This window comes from Corynebacterium sp. HMSC065H09 (assembly GCF_001812845.1).
In the GTDB taxonomy this organism is placed as follows: Bacteria; Actinomycetota; Actinomycetes; order Mycobacteriales; family Mycobacteriaceae; genus Corynebacterium; species Corynebacterium jeikeium_D.
The window spans coordinates 80,452-92,219 of the sequence record NZ_KV810606.1 but is presented as its reverse complement, the minus strand read 5'-3'; the positions used below and the strand labels follow the sequence as shown (position 1 = coordinate 92,219).

Here is an 11,768-nt window from a genome sequence, read left to right as displayed (position 1 = left end):
AGCGTTACGACCATAGCGACACCTCCGTACCTCGCCCAGCAGAAAATGCACGAACCGCAAGTTCCTGAGCAACTGGAATATCCGTAATAATCATTCCCGTCGAGAATGCAAAAACTCGGTCAGTTTCATTCGTGCGCCCTGGGGCCTTTCGCGCGAGAATATCGGGTAGTGTTGCATCCAATTCCACTTCTTTGCCCTGGAGCAATCGCTGCCCAACTAGCTCGAACTGTCCGGCACTAGTAGCAATTACCCTGTCTGCAGCAGCAACAGCACCATCCGCAATTCCCTTGGAAGCAACAGAAATTAGCAGCCCACCTTCGGGAATCCATTCAGTTTGAATCGATGGGTGCCAGGCACGACCGGAAGCAACTACGGTGATATCGCTGCTTTGAACTGCCTTCATAACAGAAGCATCATCGCGTTCAACTAGTTCGATATTCCGCTCGGGAAACCAGTGATTAAGCGACTTCCGGCTTTTTTCTAATCCTCCCGGATGAGTTCCATGCAGCTGTAGTTTTTCGAGGCTCGGCACTGCTGTGACCAAGTAGGAAAGTGTGTTAACTGACTGAATCCCAGTGCCAAAAACAGTCACAGTCTTCGCATCAGCGCGTGCACATTCTCGCGCAATCAATGCTGTCGTAGCGGGAGTTCGCGAGGCTCCAACTTTTTGGCAGTCCATTAGCGCGTATGGCATGCCGCTTTCATCGTCGTAGAGACTAATGGTGGTGTAGTACTTATCTGGGTTGTCGCTTCCGTGGCGATAAGAGGTCTTGTATCCAACGAGATCACGGTTGGCATCAAAACCGAGCATCGAAAAAGCAATCGAGTCCCGGCTCTCAACCGGTAAGTCAATCATCATTTTTGTCGGGCACTGCGAGGAACCTTCCGCGAATGCCAAGTATCCATCTTCTACTGCACGGATAACCAGCGAAGGTTCGAGTTCGATATCTTCCAAGTCCGATCGGGTCAAAAGTCGAAGCTTTGGAGTTTTTGAATCAATCAATAGAAGTCCTTCAAGCAAGTAACGATTGATAGCCAACCATTCAACCAACAAAAGGAGAGCCTACACTACCTGTCATAGGTATGGCTACCCTAATTCCTAAATTCTATCGGCGATCACAGGCAGTGAAGGTTCAATGACTCCAAGCTGGGCGCTAAGCAATATCGCTACTCTAAGGCGACGACGCCGTCGCACACGGCGGCGAGAAGCCTGTGTTCATGGCTAATCATGAGAACACCGCCGCCAGATACGGCGAAATCCCGGATGACCTCGACGATTGCCGCGGAGTTGGCGGCGTCGAGCATGGCGGTCATCTCGTCGCAGATGAGGTAGCGTGGACCGGCGGCCAGGGTGCGAGCGACTGCGGCACGCTGGAGCTGCCCGTCTGAGACCTGGCTAGGGAAGCGATCGAGAAGGTCCGGAGTCAGCCCAACGTTTCGGATGAGCTCGTCGATGTCCACACTTTTCCCGGTTCGCTGACCATCCCGCCGCCCTTGCCGCCCCTGTCGTGCGGCTGAGCGAATGGTGCGCCCCAAAGTCATCCGCGGGTCGCAGGACCTTCGGGGAGACTGAAACACCATCCCAATCTGGCCACGAACCCGCTGCCCGGCGCGGCTGCGCACAGCGCCGACCGGCACCCCGTCGCAGAAGCACTGCCCTAAATCGGGCACTTCCAGGCCTGCGAGGATACGGCCGAGCGTGGACTTGCCAGCCCCCGAAGGCCCACGAAGCCCGACGATCTGCCCTGGATCAACCCTGATGGAAACGTCCGATAAAACGACTCTCGCAGAGCCGTCCTTGGCGCCGAATGACTTCGACACGTTCTCGGCGACCAGCGCTTTGCCACTCGCCTGCGCGTCACAGCTCACCGAAGCCTGCTCACTCACCAACGCCTTACTCACCACAGCCTCCTCGTTCATTTCCCCGCCTCCTCGAGCCTGCGCGCGTAGCAATAGTCCTCGTCCAGGTTCGTCAAGCTCGGCACCACGCCGGGCATCGGCCGCATGCCGTTTTCGGGCAGCGCTGCGAGCAGGTCGCGCATGTATTCGCTGGCTGGGGCCTCAATCACCTGTTTTGCCGGTCCCGTCTCCTCAAGGCGCGATGCGTACATCACTGCAACTCGGTCGGCGATGCCGCTATCGCGCAGCTCGGAAATGTCGTGCGTAATTAGCATGACTCCCACACCACTGTCGGCGATTTGGCGAAGCATGCGCAGCAGGGCCATGGTCAGGTCGGGGTCGAGGGAGGCCGTCGGCTCGTCAGCAATCACCAGAGCAGGGTCGCCAGCCAGGGCGAATGCCACTGCTGCGCGCTGCGCCATACCCCCGGAAAGTTCGTGGGGATACAGCGCCGCGACCTCCGCATCCAGGCTGACTCGCCGCAGCATCTCCTCCACCGTGTGGTTGCGTCCCAGAACGGAAATTGTTTCTTTTAGCTGTGCCCCGACCGTGCGCACCGGTGTCAAAAACGTCGCCGCCGACTGCGGTACTAGCGCGATTTGCCGCCCCGCCAGCTCCTCGTCAGTGCGAGCAAGGCCCGCGCCGGTACGTCGCCGCGCCAGAATTTCGATGGGCTCGGCGTTCCTCTCCGCTTCTGCACCACTGTCAGCTGCCCCTTCGCGCGGATAGAAACGCACCTGCCCCTCTACTCTCGCGTGCGGCGGCAGCATGCCAACCACCGCCGAGGCAATAATCGACTTTCCGCAGCCCGACTCACCCACAACCGCGACGACCTCTCCCCTACCCACAGTCAGGGACACGCCCGTCGCGGCATGCACCACGTCACCACCGCGCAGGGGAATCCGCACTGTCAGTCTCTCAATGTCCAGCAGCTTCTCTCGCTTGCCGACGCCCTCCCGAGCACTCACACCAGCACCTCCTGTCCGGTCACCCGCTCCTTCAAATGCGTGCCGACGGCCGCAATACACAACGTTGTGGCGACGAGGAAAAACGAGGGAAACACCAAAATCCACCAATGGCCGAGAAGCAGGGCGCCCTCGGCGTCGGCAAGCAGAGTCCCGAGAGACGGCTTGTGCGGCGGCAGGCCCACCCCAAGGAAAGACAGCGTCGACTCGTGCCAGATTGCGTGCGGGATCAGCAAGATAAGGCCGACCAAGGACTGCCCCAGTGCCGCCGGAACAACGTGCCGAGCTAGCACGCGTGCGCGGCTCATTCCGGACAGGAGCGCGGCCTCGACGAACTCGGCGCCCCGCAGATGCAGCACGGACGCACGGACCGTTCGGGTGATGGTCACCCAGTGCGTCAGTACCAGGGAGATGATGATTGCGGGGACCGAGCCTCGGAAAAGGCTGACGATGAGCAGCCCCAGTAGCAGGTGCGGCAGCGCGTTGGTGACGTCGGCGCTGCGCATAATGACGCGGTCGACGCGCCCGCCGAGCATGCCTGCGGTAACGCCGAGGACGATACCGACGATCGCCGAGCACACTGCCGTGACCAGTGCAATGAAAAGGGAAATGCGCATTCCCGCAGCAACTCGAACGAAAACGTCGTGCCCCTTCGAATCGGTACCGAAGAAGTGCTCAGGCCCCGGGGCGACACCGGAATTGGCGAAGTCGGTGAGCACCAGGTCGGAGTCGTGAAACAGCGGAGTTAAAAAGGCGTAGGCAGCGATGAGGACCAGGCACGCCACGGCCACGACCGGGGCGACCGGCCTCTTTGTCGTTTTAAGCATCTGCATCCACCCGTGGGTCGAGGACGACGAAGGCGACGTCGGCAAGCAGATTTCCGAGCAGGACGATAGCCGTCGTCGCGATAGTGAGAATGCTCAGCAGCGGAAAGTCCAAGCTCTGAGCCGATTTGACCAGCGCGGTTCCGAGCCCAGGCCACGCGAAGACCGCCTCCACCAGTGTCGATCCGACGACCAGCTCAGACAGTCGCGCGCCGATGAGCGCGAGGAAAGGCGGCACTGCGGTCGGCAGGATATGGGAGAAAATGATCGTTCGGCGCGGAATGCCGCGGACCTGCGCTCCGGTGACCGCGCCGGAGTCCATGACCTCGACGATGGACTCACGCAACGACAGCACCAGCCACGGCACCTGCGTAATCGCAAGAACGACAGCTGGCAGCGTAAGGTGCGCCACCGTAGAGGAGAAAGTCACGGGCTCGCCCGGGTAGGTCAGGCCTCCGGTGGGAAATAGCTTCCAGGCCAACGCAAAAAGGCCGAGGCCGCCGAGTGCAACGACGAAGGGCGGGGTCGCCTGAATCACCGTCGAGATCGACAGGACTAGCCGGTCTAGCACTCCCCCGCGCCGCACCGCAGCCCACAGTGCCAGAACGAATGACAGCGCGATAGCTCCGGCAAGTCCGCAGGCGCCGAGCAGCATCGTCCACGGCAGACGCTCGGCGAGCACCTGCGTCACCGGCTGTGAGTAGGACCTCGAAATGCCAAGGTCGCCCACCGCCAGGCCCTGCAGCCACACCAACCACGACTCCCACCAGGGCCTATCCAGCCCCAACTGGTGAGAAATCGAGACTCTCTGCGCTTCGGTCAGGTTGCCCGCCTGACCTTTGAGATACGCATCCAAAGGGTCGAAGGGGCTCACCGCCGCCAGCGCGAACACTGCTGCCGTCACCGCCACAACGATGGGAACGGCTACCAGCACTCGCCTCACGACGATTCCTGCGACCTGCCGTTTCCGGCTCTTGAAACGGGGTTGATGCTCAGAGGGGTGTAGACGCGGGTGTGAGTGCGGGCGCGAGCGAGGGTGAGGACGTGGGTGTGGCTCGGCTTTTGTCATTTACTTGTGCCATGCCCCCAGGTTGAACCACGGGCCGAAGTTCAGGCCGTGGGCATGGGGCTCAAGGATGGCATCCGGGTGCGTGTAGCCACGGTCGCGCTCGACATAGACATGGTCAACGTAGACCAGCTGCAGCATGGCGGGCTTTTCGGCGTAGAGCTTCTGAATCTTACGGTAGAGCTCGTCTCGCTTGGCCTGGTCCGCTTCGACGCGCGCCTGGTCGAGCAGCTTGTCGATCTCCGGGTTGACGTAGTCGGAGCCGTTATCCCACTTGGCACCGGCACCCGGCTCAGCGTACTTGGAGTGCAAGATTGAGTAGATCTGGCCGTCGACGGAGTACGGGGTACCGCCTCCTCCCAGCATGACTGGGGTCTTGGCGTAGTCCTCGCGGGTGACAGACTTGGAATCACGGGCGACCGGATTGACCTCAATGCCGACCTTCTTCAGGTCGGAGGCTGCGGCCAACGTCAGGTCTGTGCGGGCGTGATCGCGGTTCGGGAAGTAGATGACATCGAACGCGGCGCGCTGGCCGTCCTTGACGCGGATGCCGTCCGAGCCCTTCTTCCACCCGGCGTCGTCGAGAAGCTTCTCGGCCTTCGCGGTGTCGTGCTTGATCTCGGCGGTCGGGTCGTAGGCGTCGCCGTAGAAGTCCGCGAGGAAGGTGGAGTTCGGCTTCGCGTGGCCCTTCATCACGTCTTTCGCCATGGCCTCACGGTTGACAGCCAGGTTGACCGCATTGCGGATTGCCTGGTCACCGGTGACCGGGTTGCCCGCTGGAAGGGTGATTCCGCGCCAGTCCGCCGAATGCGCCGACTCGACCTTGAATCCCTCCTGGCCTTCAAATTCCTGCGCCAACGCCGGCTCCATAATGGTTCCGTCGCCCTCGCCGCCGCGCAGCTGCTGAGCACGGGAGTTTTCGTCCTGATTGACTCGGTAAATGACTTTCTTCAGCTCAGGGGCCCCGCCGTGATAATCCTCGCGGGCCGTGAAGATGGCCTCGTCGGCACGCAAAGATTCGAGCTTGAACGGGCCAGTTCCCACGGGCTTGGTATTGAGATCTGAGTCCTCGGCGGGCTTCAAATCATCGAAGTTGAAGGCCTCCGACGGGGCGATGCCGTTGAGGAGCTGGTGATCGAATTCCGCGTACGGGATATTCAGCTCGAAGACGACCTTGTCTCCGTCGGCGTGCACCTCATCGAGCATTTCCCAGTTCGGAGCCTCAGAGGAGGCCGAGCGCTCGTCGAGGATGGCCTTGTAGGTCGCCACGACGTCCTCCGGCCCGAAGGTGGTCCCGTCGGAGAAGGTGATTCCGTCCTTGATTGGAACGGTCCACGTTTTGTTGCCATTGCTCGGCTCGGCGGGGCCGGAGGCTAGCAGAGGCTCAAAGTCGACGGGCTTCGTGGAGGTGTCACCCGACACCGGCTTGAGCCGGAAAAGGCCCTCGTAGACCGGGGAATCGCCGGACCTGCTGTAACCAGCAACCGGGTTGTATCCGCCGGTTTCGTTGTTATCCAGCAGGACCAGGGTCTGCTCGGCGCTGGCGCCGGAGTCCCCGGCGGCACCGGAGGCGGACTTATCATCGGGGTTCGAACAGGCGGTCAACCCGAGGCCACAAATCGCAAGTGCAGAGACCGAGACAGCCAGGGTTCGCCCCGTGCGGGTAGAAAACATTTACTCCCCTTTATTGAAGGATAGGCACAACTAAGTAGTAACCGTTTTCATTATCTACTCATTGGAAACTTTATTTCAATGGTTCAAAATCTTTTCTTCTTGTTGCGCAAATGTTTAGAACCCAGGTAAAAGGCAGAAAAATCCCGAAGACCTGGTACGACGATGGCGGCAACACATAAGTGCTGCCGCCATCGACTCCCCCTATATTCGCTTATAAAGCGCTACGCTACCTTCGTAACCTCAAACCGCTGCTCCGGGTGGACGTAGGCCTCCTGCGCGCGCACGAGCTCCAGCTCACCAGAGCCGGACTCGTGCGTCACCTTCAGCAGCTCAAAGATGCTGGCCGCGGTGTTGCCCAGCGCGACCGAGAGGTCACCGTCAATACCGCGACCGCGCAGCAGGTTGCCCGCAAACAGCGCGGCCGTGACATCGCCGGAGCCGTTGCGCTTCAGCGGCAGGTACGGCGTCGCCACCAGCCATGCACCGGAGCCATTGACGGCGAGCATCTCAATCTCGTCCTCCTTGCGCTCCGGACGCAGCACGCTGGTGACCAGCACGGCCTCCGGGCCGAGCTCCCGAGCAGCATGGGCTGCCGCAATGGTGGACTCCAGGTCGTTGACCTCGCGGCCCGTCAGGTATCCCAGCTCGAACTGGTTCGGCGTAATCACGTCTGCCACCGGCACGACCTTGTCGCGCAGCAGCGGCGGAATGTTTTCCGAGACGTGGCAGCCACTCTTGGCATTTCCCATCACCGGGTCACACGAGTAAATGGCCTTCGAGTTGCGCTCCTTGGTCAGCGCCACGGCCTCGATGATGACATCCGCAATATCGCTACCGCCCTGGTAGCCGGAGATAATCGCGTCGACGTCGTCAAGCTTGCCCAGCTCATCGATACCCTTGATAACCTCGCGCACATCCGTGGCTGGAATCATTGGGCCACGCCACTGGCCGTAGCCGGTGTGGTTGGAGAAATCGACGGTGTGGACCGGCCACACTTCAAAACCTGCGCGCTGCAGCGGGAAAACGGCAGCGGAGTTACCCACATGGCCATAGCTCACATGCGACTGGATGGACAGGATCGAGGGCACGCGGTTGAACTCCGCGACGGCTTCAGCTGCCTTTTCGGTAGGGGCCTGATTTTCGTTCATTCCTCTATATTGCAACGGATGCACGAAAATCCCATATCCCCTAGTAGGCGCTGGGGCGACGTCGGCTGGCTTTGAGTTCGGAGCGCCGCTGCTTCTGCGCTTTACGACGCGCAATCGAGGCTCGACTCGGCCGAGTCCGCCGGCGCCTCGGAGGCGGTGGCTGCACGGCTTCCCGAATGAGATCCGCCAGGCGACGCCGGGCTCCCGCGCGGTTGCGCACTTGGGAGCGCTGCGTGGTGACGGACACGGTGAGTGTGGTGCCGTCGAGTCGGTGGCTGAGGTTCTGGAGAGCGCGGCGGCGATAGGCGTCGGAAAGCACGCTGAGCTCGGCAATATCGACCGATAGCTGCACCTTGGAGTCGGTGGTGTTAACGCCCTGACCGCCCGGCCCTCCGGAGCGCGCGAAGCGTTCGGTGAGCTCCGCCGCGGGGATGACGAGGCCCTTTGGGATGCCGGGACCTGGTGGGATGTTCAGGGGTTTCATGGTGGCCAGTGTAGTCAGGACGCGTTTGTGATCGGGTCCCGTTTCCTCCAATCCGCTGTTAAACAACAAATGCTCATCTAAGCTGGCGAATAACATTTATCCACTTATAAAAACAGCAAGAAAAGGCAGGATTGAGACACCATGGCCACTTCTGATTCCCCGTCCATTTTCATCTCCGGCGGCGCACAGGGCATTGGCCGCGCGGTGGCCGAGAAGTTCCTGGCTGCAGGCTGGACCGTAGGTGTCTACGACATCAACGAGGACGCCCTGGCGAAGCTCAAAGCTGAGCGCACGGAGGTAATCGTCGGCAAGCTGGACGTGACAGACTTTAAGCAGTGGGAGGACGCGCTTGCGGACTTCACCTCCCACACCGGCGGCAAGCTGACAGTGCTGGACAATAACGCGGGCATCATCGGCGATGGCGATATCACCGACCAGTCGCCGGAGATTATTCGCGCGCAGGTGGACATCAACTGCACCGGCCTGACACTGGGCGCGAAGGCGGCGCACCCGTACCTGAAGCGCACCAAGGGATCTCACCTGGTCAACATGGGTTCGGCTTCGGGTATCTACGGTCAGCCGCACATCGCGCCGTACTCCGCGTCGAAGTTTTACGTCTCGGGTCTGACGCAGGCTCTGGATCTGGAATGGCGCAAGGACAAGATTCGCGTCGTCGCAATCATGCCGCTGTGGGCGAAGACCAAGCTGGCGGACGTTTCCGCTGGTTCGACCCGCCGTCTTGGCGTGCGCATCACACCGGACCAGGTCGCTGATGCCGTGTGGAAGGCAACGCACCCGCAGAACTTCATCGAGCGCCAGCGCCACTTCTACTCGGTATCGGCAGCGGACTTTATTCTGCGCTACCTGGGCAAGATTGGTCCGCAGTTCCTGTCCCGCCCGGTTAACGCAATCATCGCGGGTTAAGAGGCAAACTAGACCTATGCTCTTTGATCAACTCCCGCGCGACGATGCCCGCATCACGCCGGGAGTTGTTCATCTGCCGGGGTGGCTTCCACTGGACCGGCAGGCCGGCATCATCACGCAACTCCGCGACATCGCCCGCGACGTTGCCGGCACTCCCCTGGCCATGACTCGCCCGCAGCTCAAAAGTGGTCAGATGCAGGTCTTCATGCTGCATCTCGGCCGCATGTGGGCCACAAATCCGTACCGCTACGTCACGCACGTCGGCGGCGTTCGCGTCCCGCCCGTGCCTGACAATCTGCTGCAGCTCGCCACCGAAGCACTTCGTGCCGCCGCGCTTTACGACGAATCCCTCAACCAGTGGCCCTCCACTTTTCGGCCCGACATGGCGTTGGTCAACTACTACCCACCCGGGGCCACCATGGGGATGCACCAGGACCGAAACGAAAACTCCCCTGCCCCGATTGTGTCGCTCTCTATCGGCGATGAGGCCCTGTTCCGCATTGGCGGCACGGAGAACCGCAATAAGCCCTGGGATGATGTGACTCTCGCCAGCGGGGATGTGATTGTGTTTGGCGGTCCCAAGCGGCTTGCGTTTCATGGTGTGCCCAAGACTCGTCCGGGCACTTTGCCGGAAGCTTGCGGGCTTAAAGAGGGCCGCATCAACATCACATTCCGGCAAGTGGAAAACTCACACTAAACCGCGCAAGCCACCGACCGCTAGCCTAGACACATGCAGCGCACCGCTTCCTCCATGCACGCACAGGCTGCCACCGCGCAGACTCCTGCCCCACTCGACTGGCACAGCCGGGTGCGTTACTTCGTCGGCTCGTTCCCAGCTGCCGACCTTGCTATTGCGGCAGCTTTCCTGCTGTGCTGCTGGTTGAGCATGACGCCGTTACTTACTTATGGCCCGAGCTTCACTTATGTCACCAATGTGGTTCTGTCCGCGATGATCGCCGGGGCCGCAGCGTTTCGTCGTAAAGCAGTGCATGCATCGTTTGTGATTACGTACATTGCCCTGGCGGGTCTCGCCTTGCTGGTGTGGCTATCCCCAGTGAACCTTGGGTTAGACCCCATTATTGTTGCTGCCCCACTATCTTTATGGGCTGTGACCAGGTGGGAACCGAATCGCACCTGGGGCATAGTTGGGCTCTTTTTAGGGTTGATTGGCAGTTTCCTCAACCCAGCGGTTCCAGCCTTCGGTTTTACTCCGGAACGGCTGTTGGTCTTCGGTCTGCCCGCGGTGCTCATCACGGCGAGCGCGTACGCAGTGCCGCTGTGGCTCCGAATCAACGCCGAGGAACATGCCGCGGAGTTGGAGAACGTCGTGGCGCTCAACAAGCTGGAGTTGTCCCGGGAGCTTCACGACGTCGTGGGGCACGGACTCACCTCTATTAAGGTTCAGGCTCAGACCGCACTGTACCTGGCGGAGATGGATGACTCACGAGCGGAAAGCGCTGCTGAAAAGACCACGCTGGAAGGTATTGCCGAGACCGCAGAACAATCGTTGCGAGATGTGCATGCGCTTGTCGATGCGCTACGTAATGGCGGCGAGATTAGCGCTGATCCGAATGAGATTCCACGTCTGGTTGCGGCTGTTTGTCCGCCGGGTCGCAATGTTTCGGTGACTCTGCCGGAGTCTTATGAGGCGCTGGCGGATTGGCCACTCGCGAAGCGACTGACTCTGGTGCGGGCAGTGACGGAGTTGGCCGCGAATATGGCCAAGCACTCATCGGGGGCTGGTGAGCTGGCACTGATAATCAATCCACCTGCCGACGCTGATGACAGCCCGGTGCGGGTTCATTTGGTGACCGCAAATCGGGCTGTGAGCGACGCCTTGGCACACAGGAAGCGAGCTGGTGCTGGCCTGATTGGTCTGGATGAACGCGTGGCGCAGCTCGGTGGCGAGATGACTTATGGTGAAAGCGACGGCATGTTCCGCGTCAGTATCCGCCTGTAAGCGGTTCAACCGAAGCAGGGCTGGCTGTCGAAACTGTCAAGAAAGACGAGCAATGGATGTAACTCGAGTATTAGTGGCTGAAGATCAGGCTCTGATTCGGCAGTCTTTCGCGCAGCTTATTGATGCCCACCCGCAGATGAAAGTCATTGGTGCCGTAGGCGACGGCGCCGAGGCTGTGCGTCTTGCCTCCGGTGCGGATGTGGTCGTCATGGACATTCGTATGCCCGTGATGGACGGTATCGAGGCCACGCGGCAAATCGTGCGAGGGGCATCGTCCGGAGGCGCGACCCACGCATCCGCTCCGAAAGTTCTGGTACTGACCACCTTCCGCGAAGAATCCCTCGTGCTCGGCGCTTTAGAAGCTGGGGCCGCAGGCTTTTTGCTCAAAGACTCCAATCCCCGTGAGCTGCTTTCGGCCATCATGCGTATCCACCGCGGTGAAGGAGTCATCGATCCGAAGGTGACGCCAATGGTGTTGCGACACGTTTCACCGCGCACGGCCCACTTCGAGCAGTCAGCAAGCGCTTCCTCGACACATGGCGCTGGCTCAGATCCCACCGACGCAGGAACCCAGTTCACACCCCGCGAACAGGAGATTTTGGACCTCGTCTGCCAGGGGCTTTCCAATGATGAGATCGCTCGCAGATTGGTGGTCGCCACGACGACCGTGAAAACCCATGTGAAAGCGCTACTAACAAAAACGGGCTCACGCAGTCGCGTGGATCTTGTCATTTGGGCTGCGAAAAACGGGCTGCTGTAGCTTCTCCTCACTGGTTCCGTCATCCTCGCTATCGCCTCTCCTCCCTAGGGAGGATATTTCCGCC

The 11,768-nt window shown here is 60.6% G+C and carries 12 protein-coding genes; 4 read left to right on the top strand and 8 right to left on the bottom strand.

All coding sequences use genetic code 11. The features are described 5' to 3' along the window. Positions 1-4 precede the first annotated feature (4 nt). The 8 genes from HMPREF2878_RS10270 to arfB all read right to left on the bottom strand — a co-directional run bounded on the left by HMPREF2878_RS10270 (position 5) and on the right by arfB (position 8,060). Positions 5-1,003: an ornithine cyclodeaminase gene (locus HMPREF2878_RS10270; protein ID WP_070653449.1), complete on the bottom strand. Its 999-nt coding sequence runs from the start codon at positions 1,001-1,003 to the stop codon at positions 5-7. 164 nt (positions 1,004-1,167) lie between these two features. Beyond that, a complete protein-coding gene (locus tag HMPREF2878_RS10265; RefSeq protein WP_016422021.1) occupies positions 1,168-1,920 on the bottom strand; it encodes an ABC transporter ATP-binding protein in 753 nt (250 codons plus the stop codon). Next, positions 1,917-2,867, bottom strand: a complete 951-nt coding sequence (locus tag HMPREF2878_RS10260; protein ID WP_016422020.1) for an ATP-binding cassette domain-containing protein — start codon at positions 2,865-2,867, stop codon at positions 1,917-1,919. The genes HMPREF2878_RS10265 and HMPREF2878_RS10260 overlap by 4 nt, the downstream gene beginning before the upstream one ends. Further along, positions 2,864-3,691, bottom strand: a complete 828-nt coding sequence (locus tag HMPREF2878_RS10255; protein WP_016422019.1) for an ABC transporter permease — start codon at positions 3,689-3,691, stop codon at positions 2,864-2,866. Before HMPREF2878_RS10255 ends, HMPREF2878_RS10260 begins: the two co-directional genes overlap by 4 nt. Beyond that, positions 3,684-4,622 (bottom strand): ABC transporter permease, encoded by a 939-nt coding sequence (locus tag HMPREF2878_RS10250; RefSeq protein WP_224783768.1) that lies wholly within the window; start codon positions 4,620-4,622, stop codon positions 3,684-3,686. Before HMPREF2878_RS10250 ends, HMPREF2878_RS10255 begins: the two co-directional genes overlap by 8 nt. A 135-nt stretch (positions 4,623-4,757) precedes the next feature. After that, the gene (locus tag HMPREF2878_RS10245; protein ID WP_016422017.1) at positions 4,758-6,428 is read right to left on the bottom strand and encodes an ABC transporter substrate-binding protein; all 1,671 of its coding nucleotides are present in this window, start codon (positions 6,426-6,428) and stop codon (positions 4,758-4,760) included. Positions 6,429-6,649: 221 nt separating this feature from the next. Then, positions 6,650-7,576, bottom strand: coding sequence for a pyridoxal kinase PdxY (gene pdxY, locus HMPREF2878_RS10240; RefSeq protein WP_246821963.1), 927 nt, complete (start codon positions 7,574-7,576; stop codon positions 6,650-6,652). A 40-nt stretch (positions 7,577-7,616) separates the two neighbouring features. After that, entirely contained in the window at positions 7,617-8,060 is a 444-nt protein-coding gene (arfB, locus tag HMPREF2878_RS10235; RefSeq protein WP_070653478.1) for an alternative ribosome rescue aminoacyl-tRNA hydrolase ArfB, read from the bottom strand. Between the two features lie 141 nt (positions 8,061-8,201). Between arfB and HMPREF2878_RS10230 the strand changes: the two genes are divergently transcribed. Genes HMPREF2878_RS10230 through HMPREF2878_RS10215 form a run of 4 tightly spaced genes read left to right on the top strand, consistent with a single transcriptional unit; the run spans position 8,202 to position 11,704 of the window. Beyond that, the gene (locus HMPREF2878_RS10230) at positions 8,202-8,984 is read left to right on the top strand and encodes an SDR family oxidoreductase (protein WP_070653448.1); all 783 of its coding nucleotides are present in this window, start codon (positions 8,202-8,204) and stop codon (positions 8,982-8,984) included. Between the two features lie 16 nt (positions 8,985-9,000). Continuing rightward, on the top strand, positions 9,001-9,681 hold the full coding sequence (locus HMPREF2878_RS10225) for an alpha-ketoglutarate-dependent dioxygenase AlkB family protein (RefSeq protein WP_070653447.1): 681 nt from the start codon (positions 9,001-9,003) through the stop codon (positions 9,679-9,681). A gap of 33 nt (positions 9,682-9,714) precedes the next feature. Continuing rightward, on the top strand, positions 9,715-10,944 hold the full coding sequence (locus HMPREF2878_RS10220) for a sensor histidine kinase (RefSeq protein ID WP_070653446.1): 1,230 nt from the start codon (positions 9,715-9,717) through the stop codon (positions 10,942-10,944). A 52-nt stretch (positions 10,945-10,996) separates the two neighbouring features. After that, positions 10,997-11,704, top strand: coding sequence for a response regulator (locus HMPREF2878_RS10215; protein WP_070653445.1), 708 nt, complete (start codon positions 10,997-10,999; stop codon positions 11,702-11,704). Positions 11,705-11,768: the final 64 nt, after the last annotated feature.

Bases quoted from the DNA above. Each gene is read 5' to 3' on its own strand.
- HMPREF2878_RS10265 (WP_016422021.1), bottom strand. From the start codon at position 1,920: ATGAACGAGGAGGCTGTGGTGAGTAAGGCGTTGGTGAGTGAGCAGGCT.
- HMPREF2878_RS10255 (WP_016422019.1), bottom strand. From the start codon at position 3,691: ATGCTTAAAACGACAAAGAGGCCGGTCGCCCCGGTCGTGGCCGTGGCG.
- HMPREF2878_RS10245 (WP_016422017.1), bottom strand. From the start codon at position 6,428: ATGTTTTCTACCCGCACGGGGCGAACCCTGGCTGTCTCGGTCTCTGCA.
- pdxY (WP_246821963.1), bottom strand. From the start codon at position 7,576: ATGAACGAAAATCAGGCCCCTACCGAAAAGGCAGCTGAAGCCGTCGCG.
- arfB (WP_070653478.1), bottom strand. From the start codon at position 8,060: ATGAAACCCCTGAACATCCCACCAGGTCCCGGCATCCCAAAGGGCCTC.
- HMPREF2878_RS10230 (WP_070653448.1), top strand. From the start codon at position 8,202: ATGGCCACTTCTGATTCCCCGTCCATTTTCATCTCCGGCGGCGCACAG.
- HMPREF2878_RS10225 (WP_070653447.1), top strand. From the start codon at position 9,001: ATGCTCTTTGATCAACTCCCGCGCGACGATGCCCGCATCACGCCGGGA.
- HMPREF2878_RS10220 (WP_070653446.1), top strand. From the start codon at position 9,715: ATGCAGCGCACCGCTTCCTCCATGCACGCACAGGCTGCCACCGCGCAG.
- HMPREF2878_RS10215 (WP_070653445.1), top strand. From the start codon at position 10,997: ATGGATGTAACTCGAGTATTAGTGGCTGAAGATCAGGCTCTGATTCGG.